At 71.5% G+C, this 18,311-nt stretch carries 15 protein-coding genes; 9 read left to right on the top strand and 6 right to left on the bottom strand.

The annotated features are described in order from the left end of the window. The first annotated feature begins 23 nt into the window (after positions 1 to 23). From ACZ58X_RS07345 to ACZ58X_RS07320, 6 genes are all read left to right on the top strand, one after another. Positions 24 to 1,673, top strand: coding sequence for an alpha/beta hydrolase (locus ACZ58X_RS07345; RefSeq protein ID WP_470332673.1), 1,650 nt, complete (start codon positions 24 to 26; stop codon positions 1,671 to 1,673). A 119-nt stretch (positions 1,674 to 1,792) separates the two neighbouring features. Next, positions 1,793 to 2,443 carry a 2-oxo-4-hydroxy-4-carboxy-5-ureidoimidazoline decarboxylase gene (locus tag ACZ58X_RS07340; protein ID WP_470332672.1) on the top strand — a complete coding sequence of 217 codons (651 nt, stop codon included), beginning with the start codon at positions 1,793 to 1,795 and terminating at the stop codon, positions 2,441 to 2,443. A 307-nt stretch (positions 2,444 to 2,750) separates the two neighbouring features. Next, a complete protein-coding gene (sdhC, locus tag ACZ58X_RS07335) occupies positions 2,751 to 3,131 on the top strand; it encodes a succinate dehydrogenase, cytochrome b556 subunit (protein ID WP_033332398.1) in 381 nt (126 codons plus the stop codon). 8 nt (positions 3,132 to 3,139) lie between these two features. Next, a complete protein-coding gene (gene sdhD, locus ACZ58X_RS07330; RefSeq protein WP_470332671.1) occupies positions 3,140 to 3,631 on the top strand; it encodes a succinate dehydrogenase, hydrophobic membrane anchor protein in 492 nt (163 codons plus the stop codon). 51 nt (positions 3,632 to 3,682) lie between these two features. Further along, on the top strand, positions 3,683 to 5,425 hold the full coding sequence (gene sdhA / locus ACZ58X_RS07325) for a succinate dehydrogenase flavoprotein subunit (protein ID WP_380457953.1): 1,743 nt from the start codon (positions 3,683 to 3,685) through the stop codon (positions 5,423 to 5,425). Beyond that, a complete protein-coding gene (locus tag ACZ58X_RS07320; RefSeq protein WP_470332670.1) occupies positions 5,425 to 6,195 on the top strand; it encodes a succinate dehydrogenase iron-sulfur subunit in 771 nt (256 codons plus the stop codon). The genes sdhA and ACZ58X_RS07320 overlap by 1 nt, the downstream gene beginning before the upstream one ends. Positions 6,196 to 6,267: 72 nt before the next feature. Here ACZ58X_RS07320 and ACZ58X_RS07315 read toward each other — a convergent pair whose 3' ends face one another. Both ACZ58X_RS07315 and ACZ58X_RS07310 read right to left on the bottom strand, forming a co-directional pair. Then, a complete protein-coding gene (locus ACZ58X_RS07315; protein WP_470332669.1) occupies positions 6,268 to 6,447 on the bottom strand; it encodes a hypothetical protein in 180 nt (59 codons plus the stop codon). A gap of 100 nt (positions 6,448 to 6,547) precedes the next feature. Beyond that, on the bottom strand, positions 6,548 to 6,805 hold the full coding sequence (locus ACZ58X_RS07310) for an SCO4848 family membrane protein (protein ID WP_470332668.1): 258 nt from the start codon (positions 6,803 to 6,805) through the stop codon (positions 6,548 to 6,550). Positions 6,806 to 6,950: 145 nt separating this feature from the next. Here ACZ58X_RS07310 and ACZ58X_RS07305 point away from each other — a divergent pair, with 145 nt between their 5' ends. Continuing rightward, on the top strand, positions 6,951 to 8,153 hold the full coding sequence (locus ACZ58X_RS07305; protein WP_470332667.1) for a D-alanyl-D-alanine carboxypeptidase family protein: 1,203 nt from the start codon (positions 6,951 to 6,953) through the stop codon (positions 8,151 to 8,153). Positions 8,154 to 8,181: 28 nt separating this feature from the next. On the opposite strand, the gene ACZ58X_RS07300 is transcribed toward ACZ58X_RS07305, so the two are convergent. Both ACZ58X_RS07300 and ACZ58X_RS07295 read right to left on the bottom strand, forming a co-directional pair. Then, positions 8,182 to 9,129, bottom strand: coding sequence for a YihY/virulence factor BrkB family protein (locus tag ACZ58X_RS07300; protein ID WP_470332666.1), 948 nt, complete (start codon positions 9,127 to 9,129; stop codon positions 8,182 to 8,184). A gap of 77 nt (positions 9,130 to 9,206) precedes the next feature. Continuing rightward, complete coding sequence (locus tag ACZ58X_RS07295; RefSeq protein WP_470332665.1) at positions 9,207 to 10,205, bottom strand: glycosyltransferase family 2 protein; 999 nt, start codon at positions 10,203 to 10,205, stop codon at positions 9,207 to 9,209. A 133-nt stretch (positions 10,206 to 10,338) separates the two neighbouring features. On the opposite strand from ACZ58X_RS07295, the gene ACZ58X_RS07290 reads away from it, so the two are divergent. Further along, a complete protein-coding gene (locus ACZ58X_RS07290) occupies positions 10,339 to 13,911 on the top strand; it encodes a bifunctional glycosyltransferase/CDP-glycerol:glycerophosphate glycerophosphotransferase (protein WP_470332664.1) in 3,573 nt (1,190 codons plus the stop codon). A 279-nt stretch (positions 13,912 to 14,190) separates the two neighbouring features. Continuing rightward, positions 14,191 to 16,701 (top strand): CDP-glycerol glycerophosphotransferase family protein, encoded by a 2,511-nt coding sequence (locus tag ACZ58X_RS07285; protein WP_470332663.1) that lies wholly within the window; start codon positions 14,191 to 14,193, stop codon positions 16,699 to 16,701. 1 nt (position 16,702) lies between these two features. Here the strand turns inward: ACZ58X_RS07285 and ACZ58X_RS07280 are convergent, their stop codons facing one another. Further along, positions 16,703 to 17,191, bottom strand: coding sequence for a 2'-5' RNA ligase family protein (locus ACZ58X_RS07280; RefSeq protein WP_470332662.1), 489 nt, complete (start codon positions 17,189 to 17,191; stop codon positions 16,703 to 16,705). Positions 17,192 to 17,253: 62 nt separating this feature from the next. Further along, positions 17,254 to 18,294, bottom strand: a complete 1,041-nt coding sequence (gene trpS / locus ACZ58X_RS07275) for a tryptophan--tRNA ligase (RefSeq protein ID WP_470332661.1) — start codon at positions 18,292 to 18,294, stop codon at positions 17,254 to 17,256. Between the last annotated feature and the right edge of the window lie 17 nt (positions 18,295 to 18,311).

Here is an 18,311-nt window from a genome sequence, read left to right as displayed (position 1 = left end):
TACACGAGTGGTACACACGTGCGATGACGATCTTCCGGGCCGCCCGCCCACGGGTGCTGCTGACCGCCTTGGCAGCCGGCACCCTCCTGCTCACCGCCGCCTGCAACGACTCCGTGACGACGGCCCAGGACAAGGCCTCCGGCACCACCGCGCCCGCCGCCGGCAGCCCGACGGCCACCCCGACGCCCACCGCCGGGCCCAAGGGCGAGGCCGACCCGGCCCTCAAGGCCTTCTACGGCCAGCAGATCACCTGGGCGGACTGCCCGGCCGACCCCAAGGCCGAAAAGGCGAAGATCGACACCTCCGGCATGCAGTGCGGCAAGCTGCACGTCCCGCTCGACTACGCGAACCCCGCCACCGACGCGATCGACCTCGCCCTGATCAAGTACACGGCGGCCGACCGGGGCACGCGGATCGGCTCGCTGATGGTCAACCCCGGCGGCCCCGGCGCCTCCGGCGTCGAGATGGTCAAGTACGGCGCCAAGGACTTCGACGGCACCCTGCACAACCGCTTCGACGTGATCGGCTTCGACCCGCGCGGCACCGGCGACAGCGCGCCCGTGGTCTGCTACGACGACAAGCAGCTCGACGCCGCCAACCAGGAGGACGCGCCGGACGACCCCGCCGCGCGCAAGGCCGCCCACGTCAAGCAGTCCACCGACCACGCCGCCGCCTGCCAGGCCAAGTCCGGCAAGCTGCTGCCCTTCGTCGGCACCCGCAACACCGCCCGCGACCTGGACGTGCTGCGCGCCGCCGTCGGCGACCGGAAGCTCAACTACCTCGGCATCTCCTACGGCACCTACCTCGGCGCCCTGTACGCCGAGGAGTTCCCGCAGAACACCGGCCGGCTGATCCTGGACGGCGCCGTCGACCCGGCCCAGGACACCCTGGACCACGGCGTCGACCAGCAGGTCGGCTTCGAGAAGTCCTTCGAGCGCTTCGCCGCCGACTGCGTGGACAACCACCCCGACGAGTGCCCGCTCGGCACGGACCGGACCAAGGCCGCCAAGAAGGCCGCCGACTTCCTGGACGGCCTCCACGACCACCCGCTGACCACCAAGGACGGCCGCAAGCTCGGCCGCGACATGGCCTGGACCGGCGTCATCTCGCTGCTGTACGGCGACGAGAAGACCTCCTGGCAGTACCTGCGGGCCAGCCTCGGCTGGGCGATGAAGCGCGACAAGGGCGACTACCTGATGGCCTTCGCCGACGACTACAACGGCCGCGACCAGGACGGCCACTACAGCCCGATGGACGAGGCCAACAGCGCGATCAGCTGCGCCGACGCGGCCCGCCCCGCGCCGACCCCCGAGCACGCCCGGCAGGCCGTCGAACGGCTGCGGACCGAGGCCCCGCTGCTCTCCAAGGGCGTCACGGTGGACGACTACGCCGAGCCCGGCTGCGCCTACTGGCCGTTCAAGACCCAGGAGAAGCCGCACACCATCCGCGCCGAGGGCGCCGCCCCGATCCTGGTGGTCGGCACCACCGGGGACCCGGCCACCCCGTACTCCTCCGCCGAGAAGCTGGCCCAGGGCTTCGCCAAGGCCACCCTGCTCACCCGGGTGGGCGAGGGCCACGGCGCCTTCGGCAAGGGCAGCGCCTGCACCGACCTCGCCATGGCCGCCTACCTGACCGACGGCACCATGCCGGCCGAGGGCACCCGCTGCGGCTGAGCCGCTAGCAGATCCGTACGGGGAGGGCGCTGACGCGAAGGTGTCAACGTCACAACTTGATAGCTCGTCCGGATGAATTCCGCGCGCGCCCTCCCCAACTGATGAGCGCTCAACTACCTTTGAGGCGCTGCCAGAACGGCGCCGCGCGCCCCCTCCGCAGCCCCATACTTCACCTGCTCCACCACCCCACACCAGCCGCTTCCCGCCCTCACGAGGAGGACCCGCTGGCCAGCGACATCCCGTCACAGCGGCCCGACGCCAGCAGCGAGCCGACCCTCCTCGGCCTGCACCGCTTCAACGAAGCGGACGCCGGCGCCGCCGAGGAGGCCCTCCTGGCCTGCTGCGGCAGTCACCGCTGGGCCCTGCGGCTCACCGCCCACCGCCCCTACCCCGACATAGAGTCCCTGCTGGCCGCCGCCAGCGAGGCCTCCTACGACCTGCGCCCGGCGGACCTCGCCGAGGCCCTGGCCGACGAGAGCTGGATGCCGCAGCCGCTGCTCGGCATGCGCGCACCCGGCAGCCAGGCCGCGCACACCGCGCTGCGGGCCGCCCACGCCGCCTACGAGGCCCGGTTCGGCCACGTCTTCGTGGTCTGCCTGGACGGCGTCGCCCCGGAGGAGATGCTCGACGCCGTGCTCTCCTCCATCCGGACCCGGCTGGCCAACGACCCGGACGAGGAGCGGCTGACCGCGGCGGACGAGCTCCGACGGATCGCCCTCACCCGGCTGGAGCACCTGGTCGCCACCCACTCCGAGGCCGGAGCGCGCTGAGCCCCCGCCACCTCGGCGCGCCACCCCGGCGCGCCGGGGCGGTGCGGCCGGACCCGATTCATCCCCCCGGGTGAATCCGATCGCCGCCCGTCACCGCGAAGCCCGAAAGCAATCACCCAGCGTGACCAAAGCGGCCCCGGTTCCCGCCGCACTAGGCCAGAAGTGCCTGATTGATCACACCTGGGTACCCCGGGGGCGGTTCCCGACGAGGCGTCGATAGGATGCTGGCGGCCGGTGGACCGTACCCGGCCGGGCTGACCGACACCGAAGCCGGCCGAGCCCCCAATCGCTTCCGGAGGGTTTTTCCGTGCCGGCTGGAACGCTGTACCGCGGCCGGGAAGGCATGTGGAGCTGGGTGGCTCATCGAGTCACCGGCGTCCTCATCTTCTTCTTCCTGTTCGCCCACGTCCTGGACACCGCCCTCGTGCGAGTGTCGCCGGAGTCCTACGACACCGTCATTCAGACGTACAAGACTCCGCTCGTGAACCTGATGGAGTACGGCCTGGTGGCCGCCATCCTGTTCCACGCGCTCAACGGCCTGCGCGTCGTCGCGGTGGACTTCTGGTCCAAGGGCCCGAAGTACCAGAAGCAGATGCTGTGGACCGTCGTCGGGGTCTGGGTCGTCCTGATGGCCGGCTCCTTCTACGGCATCCTGCAGCACACGCTGATCTCCTGGTTCGGGAAGTGAGCTGACTGATGTCCACGGACTACTCCGACGCGATCGTCGTCCCCTCCAAGCAGGCGCACACCGGCAAGGGCCTCGGCACCGGCAACCCCGCCGACGCCTTCGTCATCGAGCCGCCGCGCAAGCGGACCGCGAAGACCCCGCGCCGCACCCGCACCAACTTCGAGATGCTGGCCTGGCTCTTCATGCGCCTGTCCGGTGTCGTCCTGGTCGTGCTGATCCTCGGCCACCTGCTGATCATGCTGATCCTGGACGGTGGCGTCTCCAAGATCGGGTTCGCCTTCGTCGCCGGTCGCTGGGCCTCGCCGTTCTGGCAGGGCTGGGACCTCCTGATGCTCTGGCTCGCCATGCTGCACGGCGCCAACGGCATGCGTCAGGTCATCAACGACTACGCCGAGAAGGACTCGACCCGGCTCTGGCTCAAGGGGCTCATGGGTACCGCCACGGTCTTCACCGTGCTGCTCGGCACCCTGGTGATCTTCACCTTCGACCCCAACATCTGAGCCGCGAGCACCATCGACCATCGGCAGAGGCCAGAGGCGAGTTAACCCCCCATGCAGATTCACCAGTACGACACCGTCATCGTCGGCGCCGGCGGCGCCGGCATGCGCGCGGCCATCGAGTCGACGCAGCGCAGCCGCACCGCCGTCCTGACCAAGCTCTACCCGACCCGGTCCCACACCGGCGCGGCCCAGGGCGGCATGTGCGCCGCCCTGGCCAACGTCGAGGAGGACAACTGGGAGTGGCACACCTTCGACACGGTCAAGGGCGGTGACTACCTGGTCGACCAGGACGCCGCCGAGATCATGTGCAAGGAGGCCATCGACGCCGTCCTCGACCTGGAGAAGATGGGCCTCCCCTTCTCCCGCACCGAGCAGGGCCGGATCGACCAGCGCCGCTTCGGCGGTCACTCCCGCAACCACGGCGAGGCCCCGGTCCGCCGCTCGTGCTACGCGGCCGACCGCACCGGCCACATGATCCTCCAGACGCTGTTCCAGAACTGCGTCAAGCACGGGGTCGAGTTCTTCAACGAGTTCTACGTCCTCGACCTGCTGCTCAACGAGGGCAAGACGGCCGGCGTCGTCGCCTACGAGCTGGCCACCGGCGAGATCCACGTCTTCCAGGCCAAGTCGGTCGTGTTCGCCTCCGGCGGCACCGGCAAGTTCTTCAAGGTCTCCTCCAACGCCCACACCCTCACCGGTGACGGCCAGGCCGTGGCCTACCGCCGCGGCCTCCCGCTGGAGGACATGGAGTTCTTCCAGTTCCACCCGACGGGCATCTGGCGCATGGGCATCCTGCTCACCGAGGGCGCCCGCGGCGAGGGCGGCATCCTGCGCAACAAGGACGGCGAGCGCTTCATGGAGCGCTACGCCCCCGTCATGAAGGACCTCGCGTCCCGTGACGTCTGCTCCCGCGCGATCTACACCGAGATCCGCGAAGGCCGCGGCTGCGGTCCGGACGGCGACCACGTCTACCTGGACCTCACCCACCTGCCGCCGGAGCAGCTGGACGCCAAGCTCCCGGACATCACCGAGTTCGCGCGCACCTACCTCGGCATCGAGCCCTACACGGACCCGATCCCGATCCAGCCCACCGCGCACTACGCCATGGGCGGCATCCCGACCAACGTCGAGGGTGAGGTCCTGCGCAACAACACCGACGTCGTCCCGGGCCTGTACGCGGCCGGCGAGGTCGCCTGCGTGTCCGTGCACGGCGCCAACCGCCTCGGCACCAACTCGCTGCTGGACATCAACGTGTTCGGCCGTCGCGCGGGCATCGCCGCCGCCGACTACGCCAACGCGAACGAGTTCGTCCCGCTCCCGGAGGACCCGGAGACGCTGGTCCAGGGCATGGTCGACAAGCTCCGCGAGTCGACCGGCACCGAGTCCGTGGCGCAGATCCGCAAGGAGCTGCAGGAGACCATGGACGCCAACGCGATGGTGTACCGCACCGGCGCCACCCTCAAGCAGGCCGTCGAGGACATCGCCGCCCTGCGGGAGCGCTACAAGCACGTCTCCATCCAGGACAAGGGCTTCCGCTACAACACGGACCTCCTGGAGGCCATCGAGCTGGGCAACCTGCTCGACCTGGCCGAGGTGCTGGCCGTCTCCGCGCTGGCCCGCGAGGAGTCCCGCGGCGGCCACTACCGCGAGGACTTCCCGACCCGTGACGACGTGAAGTTCATGCAGCACACCATGGCGTACCAGGAGGTCGCCGCCGACGGCAGCACCTCCATCCGCCTCGACTACAAGCCGGTCGTCACGACCCGCTACCAGCCGATGGAGCGTAAGTACTGATGAGCACTCCGACTGTGGAGCACTCGGCCGCTCTGGACGCGGTCGAGGCCGGTGGCGTACAGCTGGTCACCGTCACCTTCCGGATCCGCCGGTTCAACCCGGAGGAGCACCCGGACCCGGTGTGGGTCGACTACCAGCTGACCATGGACCCGAAGGAGCGCGTCCTGGACGCGCTCAACAAGATCAAGTGGGAGCAGGACGGCACCCTCACCTACCGCCGTTCCTGCGCGCACGGCATCTGCGGCTCCGACGCCATGCGGATCAACGGCCGCAACCGGCTGGCGTGCAAGACCCTGATCAAGGACGTCAACCCGGAGAAGCCGATCACGATCGAGGCCATCAAGGGCCTGACGGTCCTCAAGGACCTGGTCGTGGACATGGACCCGTTCTTCCAGGCGTACAAGGACGTCATGCCGTTCCTCATCACCAAGGGGAACGACCCGACCCGCGAGCGCCTGCAGTCCGCCGAGGACCGCGAGCGCTTCGACGACACCACCAAGTGCATCCTGTGCGCCGCGTGCACGTCGTCCTGCCCGGTGTTCTGGAACGACGGCCAGTACTTCGGCCCGGCCGCCATCGTCAACGCGCACCGCTTCATCTTCGACTCGCGCGACGAGGGTGCCGAGCAGCGCCTGGAGATCCTCAACGACCGTGAGGGCGTGTGGCGTTGCCGCACCACCTTCAACTGCTCCGAGGCCTGCCCGCGTGGCATCGAGGTCACCAAGGCGATCCAGGAAGTGAAGCGGGCGCTGGTCACCCGCCGCTTCTGATCCCCGCCTGAGCAAGGGCGAAGGCCCCCGTCCGATCCTTTCGACCGGACGGGGGCCTTCGTCGTCGTCGGATCAGTTCAGCGGGCCGAAGGCGACGATCTGGTCGGTCTTGGACCAGTCGCCGGCGAAACCGGCCGGACAGGGCTGCGGCTCGAACGGGTCGCCGCACACGCGGTCGCCCGAACGGTCGAAGCCCTTGGTCATGCCTCCGTGGTCCCAGTTCCGGTAGACGGTCAGGGAGGCAAGTGTCATGGAGGTTCCCCACCCCTTGTGTTCGGCGCGTCCGGTACGCGCGCAAGAACGGTGAAGATCCTGCCAGCGGGCACTGACAGCGGCAACGGGGATTAGGAGGTCAGTCCGTGACCGGAGTGCGGCGGGTGGCGCGGAGGCCGCGGAGGCCGACGGTGCCGACGGCGATGCCGAGGAGGAAGGAGGTGACGGCGAGGAGCAGGTGGATCCAGAAGAAGGCGGTGGGCTGGGAGTGGTCGCCGTTCACGAAGGCCTGGTTGCCGGAGTCCTTCCAGAGGTTCTTGACGAAGGTGGTCCAGATGATCATCGACCAGACGCCGAAGGCGGTCAGGAACCAGGAGGTGCGGCGGCTGAGCTTCATGGGGTGGTCCTCGGCGGGGGTGCGGTGGCGGCGGGGTGCCTCCCCAGTATGCGCGGGCCGCCGATCGGCGTAGGGCGGGCCCCTCCTGCGGAGGAGCCGTCCGGTGTGGCGGCCGGCCGGGCTCCGCAATGGGTACGGTCAGCTGGTGCCCACACCCCGTCACACCTTCGCGCAGTTGTGCGCCGCGGTCACCGCGGCCCTCCCGGTCCTGCTCGCCGCGCCCGCGGCGGTCGCGGCTCCGCAGGCGCCGCCCCCGTCGACCGCGATCGGCGGTGAGCGGCTGGGGCTCCCCGGGGTCCAGGTCAATCCGCCGGCGGGGGCGCCGGCGCTGCCGACGGACCTCACCGGTCAGTCCTGGATAGTCTCCGACGCCACGTCGGGGGACGTGCTGGCGGCCTACAACCCGCACCTCAGGCTGCCCCCGGCGAGCACCTTGAAGATCCTCTTCGCGGACACCGTGCTGCCCAAGTTCGACCGCAACGCGGTGCACCGGGTCGCCGACGAGGAGATCCAGAACATCGGTGCCGGCAGCAGCCTGGTCGGCATCAAGGAGAACCTGGACTACCGGGTCGAGGACCTGTGGCGCGGGGTGTTCCTGAGCTCGGGCAACGACGCCGTGCACGTCCTGGCGCACATGAACGGCGGCATCCAGCCGACCGTGAACGAGATGCAGGCCCGGGCCGAAGCCCTCCAGGCCCGGGACACCACGGTGATCTCCCCGGACGGCTACGACATGGACGGCCAGATGTCCTCGGCCTACGACCTGTCGCTGTTCGCGAGGTCCGGCCTGCGCAACCCGGACTTCCGCGGGTACTGCGCGACCCGGGACGCGATGTTCCCGGGCGCCGTCGACAAGAACACCGGCCAGCGCGGCAGCTTCGGGATCGCCAACACCGACCGGCTGCTGGGCAAGTACCCCGGCCTGATCGGGGTGAAGAACGGCACCACCACCAACGCCGGTTCGACCTTCGTCGGCGCGGCCGAGCGGAACGGGCGGACGCTGCTGGTGACGGTGATGCACCCGGCCAGCTACCAGAAGGTGTACGACGAGACGGCCGAGCTGCTGGACTGGGGCTTCGCCGCGGCGGGCAAGGTGCAGCCGGTCGGCCGGCTGGTCGACGAGAAGCAGGCCGGCGGCGAGGAGCCGACCGGTCAGGCGGGCGGCACCGCCGGCGCCCCCGCGCCGCCGCCGCACCCCTCCCCCACCGGGGACCGGGCCGCCGCCGGACCGGCCGGGGACGGCGGGCTCGGCGCGGGCGGCTGGACGGCCGTGCTGGTCGGGGCCGTGGTGGCGGCGGGCGCCGTGCTGGCCGTCCGGCGCCGGACGGCGGGCCGCGCCGGCGGCTGATCCGCGCTCCGACGCCCCGGTCCCGGCCTCAGCTCCGGGGCCGGGGCGTCGCCGTGGGCGTGGTGTCCTTCGCCTCGGCCTCGTCGGCCGCGGCCAGCAGCGCCCGGCCGTGCTCCCTGGTCCGCTCCCGGGCCGCCGCCGGGTCGGCGGTGGCCGTCCAGGCCACGCAGTACATCAGCAGCCGGCTCACGAAGTTGATCCACAGCAGCAGCGCCACCGGAGTGGCGAAGGCCCCGTACAGGCTCCGCCCGGCGACCGAGCCGAGGTAGGAGGAGAGCAGCAGTTTCAGCAGTTCGAAGCCGACCGCGCCGATCAGGGCTCCGGTCAGCAGGTCGCGGCGGCGCTGGTCGGTGATCCCGGGGAAGGGCGCCAGCAGGTAGGCGAAGAGCAGCATGTCGCACGCTATGGCGATCAGCACGCCGACCCCGGTCAGCAGGTAGCCGCTGCCCAGGCCGATCGCGTCGGCGATCCGCCCGGCGAGCGTGGTGCCGGCGGCGGAGGCGGCCAGCGAGAACAGCGACACCAGGCCGAGGCCGGCCAGCACCAGGACGTCCCAGGCCTTGCGCAGCACCGGGTTGCCGTCCTCCTCGGGCAGCTGCCAGAGGTCTCTGATCGAGGTGCGCATGGTGTCCACCCAGCCGAGGCCGGAGACCAGCAGCAGGGCGCCGCTGACCAGCCCGAGGGTGCCCGCGTTCGCCACCAGGGACGGCAGGTTGAGCGAGTCCGACAGGCCCGGAAGCTGGTCGGAGATGTGGTGCTGGAGGTCGTCCACCTGGCTGCCGTTCAGCGTGGCGACGGCGATCGCCAGGCCGACCGTGAGCAGGGGGAACAGGGCGAGGAAGCCGAAGAAGGTGACGGCTCCGGCCAGCCGGTTGCCCCGGGCGGCGGAGAAGTACTCGTACACCCGGTAGGGGCGGCTGCGCAGCACCCGGGCCACGAGCGGGCCCAGGACCGGAAGGCGGGTCAGGAAGTCCACCCGACCGGTTATACCGGCCCGTCCCCCGAACGGCCGTCAGGCGCGGGCCGGTGCCGGGGATCCGGGCCGACGCCGGATCAGCTGTTGACGAGCCGACGGGCCTTCGCCAGGGCGCGGACGGCCTGGTAGGCGGCGTACCGCCCGTGGCCGAGCAGTTCGGTGCGCACGCCGTCCACGCCGGGCGGCGGGCGGTAGCCGGCCGGGCGCAGCCGGGCGCAGTGCGCGGCGGAGCGGCGGAAGTACTCGCGGCGGTCGCCGGGCGGGATCCGGCCGGGCTTGGCGACCACGGTGTTGAGGTGGTTGAGCATCTTCCCGAAGACCACCGGGCGCCACCGGTCCAGGTCGGGGCGGCGGTCCAGGAAGGCGAAGACCAGGTCGTACTGGGCGAAGACGTCGAAGTGCTTGCGGCTGGCGGTGGCCAGGATGTTGCCGCCCTCCTGGCGCTGGCGGTAGTGCACGCCGACCCGGTCGAGCAGGGTGATGCTGGTGGCGGCAAGCAGCGCCGGGTACGTCCAGGGGGTGTCCTCGTAGTAGCCGGCCGGGAACTCCAGCCGCTGCTCGGTGACGAACCCGCGGCGGTAGGCCTTGTTCCAGACGACCTGGAGCAGGTCGAGCAGGTCGGGGCGGGCGGCGAGGTCGAAGACGTCCGGGGAGTCGGCGCCGAAGACGTGGCCGGCGGCGGCGCGGGTGATCCGGCCGTCGGCGTAGGTGCGGGCGTAGTCGTAGACCAGGACGTCCGGGTCGCCGGTGGCGGCGAGGCGGTCCTCGACGGCGGCCAGCAGGCCGGGGGTGAGGGTGTCGTCGCTGTCGAGGAAGAGCACGTAGTCGCCGGTGGCGACCTCCAGGCCGGCGTTGCGGGCCCGGCCGAGGCCGACGTTCTCCGGCAGGTGCAGCACCCGGACCCGGGGGTCGGCGGCCGCGGCCTCGTCCAGCATCGCGCCGCAGCCGTCCGGCGAGCGGTCGTCCACCGCGATCAGTTCGAAGTCCGGCCCGCTCTGGCCGAGGACCGATTCGAGGCACTCGGCGAGGTAGTCCTGGACCTGGTACACGGGGACGATGACGCTGAAGCGGGGCACGGGGGCCAGCGTAGTGGGCCCGAGGGGGTCCGGGCCCCGGAGGTAGGATCGGGGGGCACGTACGCACCGATCCAAGTGCGGCCAGACCCCCAGCGGGCTGCCACGCTCCTCCCGAGAAAGGCCTGCGTAGCCGATGGCTCCCCGCCTCTCCATCGTCGTTCCGATCTACAACGTCGAGCGTTATCTCGTCGAATGCCTCGACTCGATCGCCGCCCAGACCTTCACGGACTTCGAGTGCGTCATGGTCGACGACGGTTCGAAGGACGGCAGTGCGGCGCTCGCCGAGGCCTACGCGGCGAAGGACGCGCGGTTCCGGCTGGTCCGGCAGGTCAACAAGGGCCTCGGCGCGGCCCGTAACACCGGCATCCGGCACATCGACCCGGACGCCGAGTTCCTGTGCTTCGTGGACAGCGACGACTCGATGCCGCCGAGCGCGTACGAGCTGATGATCAACACGCTGGACGAGACCGGCTCGGACTTCTGCACCGGCAACGTGCTGCGGTTCCGCGCCGTGGGCTACTACCAGTCCGGCGGGCACTCCAAGCCGTTCAAGGAGACCCGGCTCAAGACCCACATCACCGAGCTCCCGGCGCTGGTCACCGACCGCACCGCGTGGAACAAGGTGTACCGCCGCTCCTTCTTCGACGCCGCCGACCTGCTCTACCCCGAGGGCATCCTGTACGAGGACGCGCCGGTCAGCGTGCCGCACCACTACCTCGCCAAGAGCGTGGACGTGCTCTCCGAGCCGATCTACCACTGGCGCGAGCGCGAGGTCGGCGAGATGTCGATCACCCAGATGCGCACCAACCCGAAGGGCCTGATCGACCGGGTCGCCTCGGTCGAGCTGGTCCGCGCCTGGTTGAAGAAGCAGACCGAGCCGCGCTTCGCCGAGTACCTGCACTCCTACGACGAGAACACCCTCGTCGAGGAGATCCCGATGTTCTTCTGGTCCGTCGTGGACGGCGACAAGGAGTACCGGGACGCCTACGTCCAGAACGTCAGCCGGCTGCTCCGCTCGATCGGCCAGGAGCAGGTCCGCAAGCTGCGCGCGCCGCTGCGGCTCAAGTACCACCTGACCCTGCAGAACCGGGTCGACGAGCTGGTCGAGCAGATCAAGTACGAGGGCGAGAGCGGCGGCGGCGTGCAGGCCCGCGGCCTGCTGCGGCCGTACGCGGACTACCCGTTCCTGCGCGGCGGGCGCAAGAGCGTGCCGTCCGGCGTGCTCAAGCTGGACAACTCGCTGGTCATGCGCAGCCGGCTGTACGGCAGCGCCTGGGTCGGCGGGAAGCTGGAGCTGACCGGGCACGCCTACCCGGAGCAGCTGGGCGCGGCGAACAAGCACGACATGGTGCGCACCCTGGTGCTGCGCGAGGCCAAGGGCCGTCGGGCGATCGCGGTGCCGATGAAGACCCAGTACAGCCCCGAGGCCACCGCGAGCTGCAACCACGACCTGTACAACTGCGACTGGTCCGGCTTCTCCGTCGCCGTCGACCCGAAGAAGCTCAAGCACCGCGGCCAGTGGAAGGACGGCCACTGGCGCGTCCTGGTGGCCGGCGCGGGCAAGGGCGGGATCTACAAGGGCCGGATCTCGGCCGGCTGGAGCGACAGCGCCGCGTCGATCCCGCAGCACTGGGTCGAGCCGGACGTGCGGATCGTGCCGTGGGTCCGGGACGGCTTCGTCTACCTCCAGGTGGAGACCGTCAAGGCCCGGGTGACCGGCCTGGCCGCGCACGGCGGCCGGATCGAGGTCTCCGGTGCGGCCCGCTCCGGGGCGAGCTTCGCCGGTGCCCGGCTGCGGCTCACCCACCTCGAGTCGGACCGCGAGCTGACCTTCCCGGTGGAGCTGGGCACCCCGGCCGGCACCCTGCAGCCGTTCAGCTCCTCGGTCGAGGTGGCCGAGCTGACCGCCGTCCGCGAGGCCTGGGCCGAGCTGGACCCGGTGGCCGACGAGCGCGTCCGCGACCGCTGGAACAGCGCGCTGCTGCTGGCCGACGGCAGCGTGCTGCCGCTGGTCTGGGACGACCGCAACGCCCCCGAGCAGCTGCACGTCCCGCTGGACCCGCAGGCGCCGGTCGAGCTGCGCCGGGCGATCTACACCAAGCCCTCCCCGAGCGGCCACCTCCAGCTCTCCGACCAGCTGCTGCAGCCGATCGTGGACGAGGTGTCGGCGCGCGGCGCCGACGGCTTCCTGCTGAGCGGCTCGTTCCCGCAGTCCGGCGCGCACCGCTGGGAGCTGGTGGTCCGCCACCACTGGCGCGAGGAGGAGCACGTCTACCCGGTGGAGATCTCGGACGGCCGGTTCCGCACCGCGCTGCCCGCCGTGCCGACCGCCACCTTCGCCGGCCGGGTGCCGCTCGCCCAGGGCACCTGGAACGTCTTCTTCCGTCCGGTCGGCGTGCCGGCCTCGGCCCTGCCGGACAGCCACGTGCAGATCTCCCCGGACTGCTTCGGCGCCCTGCCGGTGGAGGTGGAGTCCCGCGGCAAGCGGATCGCGCTGGAGCGCCGCTACCACGACGGCCTGTCGCTGGAGTCGTACTCGGCGCTGCTGCCCGAGGAGCGGTCCGGCTTCCGCCAGCGCCGGCTGCGCACCACCGAGTACCCGGCCGCCCGCCGCCTGCCGGTGCGCGACACGGTGCTCTACAACGCCGGGCACGGCAGCGCCTACGCCGACTCCCCGCGGGCGATCCACGAGGAGCTGGTCCGCCGCGGCCTGCCGCTGGAGCACCTGTGGGGCAGCGACGACATGCAGACCGAGCTGCCGCGCACCGCGCAGCCGATCCGGCTGTGGAGCCCGGAGTGGTTCGAGGCGCTGGCGACCGCCAAGTACATCGTCACCAGCACCCACCTGCCCGACTTCTTCGTCCGCCGCCCCGGCCAGGTCGTCCTGCAGACCCGGACGGGCAGCCCGCTCAAGCAGGTCGGCTTCGACTTCGAGAAGGTCTGGTTCACCGACTCGAACTACCTCAAGAGCCTGAGCCGCGAGGTGCCGAACTGGAGCCTGCTGGTGGCCGGCAACAGCTGGTCCGCCCCGGTGCTGCGGCGCGCCTTCGACTACCAGGGCGAGATCCTGGAGACCGGGGCGCCCCGGAACGACCTGCTGTTCGCGGCCGACCGGGAGAAGACCGCCGAGCAGGTCCGCGAGCGGCTCGGCCTGCCCGAGGGCAAGAAGGTCGTGCTGTACGCGCCGACCTGGCGCGAGGACCGGCGCCGGCCGAACGGCGGCTACCAGATCGACCTGCGGATCGACCTGGAGGCGGCCAAGGCCGCGCTGGGCGACGACCAGGTGCTGCTGGTGCGCCGGCACAACATGATGTGCGGCCAGATCCCGGGCGCCGGCAACGGCTACATCTGGGACGTCGGCAGCTACCCCGACATGGCGGAGCTGCTGCTGATCGCCGACGTCCTGGTCACCGACTACTCGTCGAGCGTCTTCGACTTCGCCACCACCGGGAAGCCGATGCTGTTCTTCACCCACGACCTGGAGCACTACCGCGACAACCTGCGCGGTTTCAGCCTGAACTTCGAGGCCGAGGCCCCGGGCCCGCTGCTGGCCACCTCCGAGGCGCTGGTCGACGCGCTCGGCCGGGTGGACGCGGTGGCCGCCGAGTACGCGGACAAGGCGGCCGCGTTCCGCGAGGCGTACTGCGACCTGGACGACGGCAAGGCCTCCGGCCGGGTGGTCGACGCGATGCTCCGCAAGGAGTAACCGCCGGCCACAGCAGACGGGGCGCCCGGCGTGATCCACGCCGGGCGCCCCTGTGCTGCCTGGGAATTCCCTGAGAACTACCTGTCCTTTACGTCCAGTTTGCACTCGAACTCACGTTTAGTCGACGAATTTCAAAGGAAATTCTACGAACTGCACAGTTGACCCGAGGTGCCCTCCCGGGGTGGGATATCAAATCGGCCCCGGTCCGGCCGACACCGGCACGGCGGCCCTCCCGGCCACCGCCATGACCGGGATCCCGTCCCGAAGGGCCCCCGCACCATGTCTTCGCTCACCCGGTTCGTTCTACCGCACGCCTCCCCCCGGGTGGCCGACGGTCGGCCTGCCGTCGACGAGGACGTGGCGTTCGGGTTGCTGCGGGCCCGCTGGCACGGCCGCGGACTGGAGCTCACCGGCTTCGCCCGCCCGCTGGACCAGGACACCGGCCGCCCCGGCTCCGCCTGGACCTGGCTGACCCTGCGCCACGAGGACGCCGCCGAACCGCCGCTCCACCTGCGCTCCAGACCCCGCAGGCTGCCCGAGGTCACCGACGACAGCGCCCAGCCGGAGCACAACCACGACTGGTCCGGCTTCACCGTCCTGCTGGAACCCTCCCGGCTGCGCCAGGGCGACCGCTGGCTGCTCGGCGACTGGCAGATCGAGACCACCCTCTTCACCCGCCCCCGCCCCACCCGGCTGCGCCGCCGGCACGGCACCCTCGCCCCCCACTGGTGCGGCTCCGGCGAATACCCGCCGGCCCGCTGGGTGGACCGCGACGTACGCCTCCAGCCGTACTTCGAGGACGACCGGCTGCGGCTGCGGCTGGAACGCCCCGGCGTCCGGCTCGACCGCGCCGAGCCCGCCGCCGACGGCATCCGGCTGGGCGGCGTCGCCGACCACTGCCCGGCCGGCACCGTACTGCGGCTGCGGCACCGGCAGAGCGACGCGGTGATCGAGCAGCCGCTCACCCGCGCCGGCAACACCTTCGCCGTCGAACTGCCGTACCGGCCGCTCACCGCCGGCGGACGCGGCCGCGCGGACCTGGAGCACTGGGACGCCGAGCTGCTGCGCCCCGACGGCGGCACCGAACAGCTCTGCCTCGACGAGCGCGGCGGCCCGGTGGCCGGCCAGTACCCGCTGCCGGACGCCCCGGACCGGGTGCTCTACCTCAAGCACCTCGCCGACGGCCGGCTCCAGGTCTGCGTCCAGCCCGCCGCCGGGATGGTCGACCGGATCGCGGTCCACTTCGGCGGCTTCGAGCTGTCCGGCCACTGCCCGGACCCGGCCGCCGGCCGGCTGGAGCTGGTCCTGCGGCACGGCGGCACCGCGGGCGAGGTCCGCACCCCCGTCGAGCCCGAGCCGGACGGCCGGTTCCGGGTCCGGGTGCCCGCCACCCGCACCGGCTCCGACGGCGCCGTGCTGCCGCTGCGCAAGGGCATCTGGGAGGCCGCCCTGGAGCCGGCCGACCGCTCCGGCCCGGCCCGGCCGCTGCTCGCCGCCCCGGCCGTGCTGCCCGCCCTGCCCGCCACCGCGACCACCGGCGGCAAGGACGTCCTGCTCCAGCGCCGCTGGCACGACACCCTGCTGGTGGACTCCACCCCGGTGCTCGACGCCACCGAGCGCAGCGCCTGGACCCAGGCCCGGCTGCGCACCGAGCACTACCCCGCGGCCCGCCGCGAGCCGCTGCGCGAGGCGGTGCTGTACGACGTGTTCGGCGGCCGCGGCTACGCCGACTCCCCGCGCGCGGTGCACGCCGAACTCGTCCGCCGCGGCGAGCCGTTGGAGCACCTGTGGGTGGTCGACGACGGCCAGGCCGAACTGCCGCCCGGGGTCGTCCCGATCCGGATCTGGAGCCCCCAGTGGTACCGGGCGCTGGCCACCTGCCGGTACCTGGTCGGCAACACCCACTTCCCGGACTTCCTGGAGCGCCGCGAGGGCCAGGTCGTGGTGCAGACCTGGCACGGCTCGCTGCTCAAGCGGATCGCCCACGACGTCGACAACCCCTGGCTCGCCGACCACGGCTACCTGGAGGCGCTCGACCGGGAGACCCCGCAGTGGAGCCTGCTGCTCTCCCCCAGCCCGTTCGCCACCCCGATCCTGCAGCGCGCCTTCCGCTACGACGGCGAGGTGCTGGAGTCCGGCTACCCGCGCGGCGACGTGCTGGCCCGGCCCGACCCGCGGGTCGCCGCGGCCGTCCGCCGCCGGCTCGGCATCCCCGAGGGCAAGCGGGTCGTGCTGTACGCGCCGACCTGGCGCGAGGACCAGCAGCGCGGCGACGGCGACGGCTTCCGGCTCGACCTGCGGCTCGACCTCGGCCACGCCCGCCGGCTGCTCGGCGAGGACCACGTGCTGCTGGTCCGCCCGCACTCGCACGTGCGCGACCCGCTGCCCGGCGCCGGCGACGGCTTCCTGTTCGACTGCGGGGACTTCCCCGACCCGCAGGAACTGCTGCTGATCGCGGACGTGCTGGTGACCGACTACTCGTCGATCATGTTCGACTTCGCGATCACCGGCCGCCCGGTCTACTTCTTCACCTACGACCTGGAGCACTACCGCGACACCCTGCGCGGCTTCTACTTCGACTTCGAGGCGGACGCGCCCGGCCCGCTGGTGCCGGACTCCGCCGAACTGCTCGGCGCGCTGCGCGAACTCGCCGACAGCGGCGAGCGGACGGCGCCCGGCTACGCGGAGCGCTACCGGCGCTTCCGAGCCGCGCACTGCGCCCTGGACGACGGCGGCGCGGCCCGCCGGGTGGTCGACCGGATGCTCGAACTCGGCCGAACGGCGCGGTAGTTCAGGAGAACCGGTAGGCCCGCCAGGGCCGCCAGACCTCGTCCGCGTCGAACCGGGAGAGCGAGAAGCCCGGCACCGGGAAGGACGCCCGGAACCCGCGCGCCTGCTCGTACGCCCGGTCCAGTGCGTCCTCCGGCAGGCCGTGGGCCACCGTCACGTGCGGGTGGTACGGGAAGGCCAGTTCGCGGGCCAGCGGGCCGGACCGGACGTCCGCCTCCAGCAGCCGGCACTCGTGCGCGCCCTCCTCGACCCGGACGAACACCACCGGGGAGACCGGCCGGAAGGTGCCGGCGCCGCGCAGCAGCATCCGGAACGGCCGGTGCGCCGCGGCCACCGCCGCCAGGTGCTCCTCGATCTTCGGCAGCAGCTCGGCCGGCACCTCGGTGGGCGGCAGCAGGGTGACGTGCGTCGGTATCGAGCGGGCCTGCGGGTCGCCGAGCCCGGCCCTGGCGTCCTGGATCCGCGCGCCGTGCGGGTCCGGAACGCTCACGGACACGCCGATGGTGACGACCTCCGGGAGGTCGCCACCATCGGGCAGGCGCGAGAGCGGAGTCACCGCTTGGCGGCCGGGAGGAAGCCGATCCGGTCGTACACGGTCGCCAGCGTCTCGGAGGCCACCGCGCGGGCCTTCTCGGCGCCGATCGCCAGCACCCGGTCCAGCTCGGCCGGGTCGTCCAGGAAGGTGCTGGTGCGCTCCTGGAAGGGGGTGACCCACTCGGTGAACAGCTCGGCCAGCTCGGTCTTGAGGGCGCCGTACATCTTGCCCTCGAAGTGCGCGACCAGCTGCTCGACCGACTGGCCGCTGAGCGCGGAGTGGATCCGCAGCAGGTTGGAGACGCCCGGCTTCTGCTCCTCGTCATAGGAGACCACGGTGCCGGTGTCGGTGACGGCGCTCTTGAACTTCTTGGCGCTGACCTTCGCCTCGTCCAGCAGGCTGACCAGACCCTTGGCCGAGGAGGCCGACTTGCTCATCTTGATGCCCGGGTCCTGGAGGTCCATGATCTTCGCCGTCTCCTTGAGGATGTACGGCTTCGGGATCGTGAACGTGGGGGCGTAGCGCGAGTTGAACCGCTCCGCGATGTCGCGGGTGATCTCCACGTGCTGGCGCTGGTCCTCGCCGACCGGGACGGCGTCCGCCTGGTAGAGCAGGATGTCCGCGATCTGCAGGATCGGGTAGGTGAACAGGCCGACGGTGGTGCTATCGGCGCCGTACCGGGAGGACTTGTCCTTGAACTGGGTCATCCGGGAGGCCTCGCCGAAGCCGGTGAGGCAGTTCATCACCCAGCCGAGCTGCGCGTGCTCGGGCACGTGCGACTGGACGAAGAGGGTGCAGTGCTCCGGGTCCAGGCCGGCGCCGAGCAGCTGGGCGGCGGACACCCGGGTGTTCTGGCGCAAGGTCACCGGGTCCTGCGGCACGGTGATCGCGTGCAGGTCGACGACCATGTAGAAGGCGTCGTTCTCCTTCTGCAGGTCGACCCACTGGCGCACGGCGCCCAGGTAGTTGCCGAGGTGGAACGAGCCGGAGGTGGGCTGGATCCCGGAGAGCACCCGGGGGCGATCCTTGACCGGACCGGTGACCGCTGCGTTGACCATGCGGGCCATTCTTCCAG

Source organism: Kitasatospora sp. NPDC040550, from assembly GCF_055594965.1.
Note: the sequence above shows the minus strand (reverse complement) of the source record. Positions and strands in the feature narration are given on the sequence as shown.

Excerpts from the sequence above, each read along its gene's own strand:
- ACZ58X_RS07345 (WP_470332673.1), top strand. The coding sequence starts at position 24 with ATGACGATCTTCCGGGCCGCCCGCCCACGGGTGCTGCTGACCGCCTTG.
- sdhD (WP_470332671.1), top strand. The coding sequence starts at position 3,140 with ATGTCCACGGACTACTCCGACGCGATCGTCGTCCCCTCCAAGCAGGCG.
- sdhA (WP_380457953.1), top strand. The coding sequence starts at position 3,683 with ATGCAGATTCACCAGTACGACACCGTCATCGTCGGCGCCGGCGGCGCC.
- ACZ58X_RS07320 (WP_470332670.1), top strand. The coding sequence starts at position 5,425 with ATGAGCACTCCGACTGTGGAGCACTCGGCCGCTCTGGACGCGGTCGAG.
- ACZ58X_RS07315 (WP_470332669.1), bottom strand. The coding sequence starts at position 6,447 with ATGACACTTGCCTCCCTGACCGTCTACCGGAACTGGGACCACGGAGGC.
- ACZ58X_RS07310 (WP_470332668.1), bottom strand. The coding sequence starts at position 6,805 with ATGAAGCTCAGCCGCCGCACCTCCTGGTTCCTGACCGCCTTCGGCGTC.
- ACZ58X_RS07290 (WP_470332664.1), top strand. The coding sequence starts at position 10,339 with ATGGCTCCCCGCCTCTCCATCGTCGTTCCGATCTACAACGTCGAGCGT.
- ACZ58X_RS07285 (WP_470332663.1), top strand. The coding sequence starts at position 14,191 with ATGTCTTCGCTCACCCGGTTCGTTCTACCGCACGCCTCCCCCCGGGTG.
- trpS (WP_470332661.1), bottom strand. The coding sequence starts at position 18,294 with ATGGTCAACGCAGCGGTCACCGGTCCGGTCAAGGATCGCCCCCGGGTG.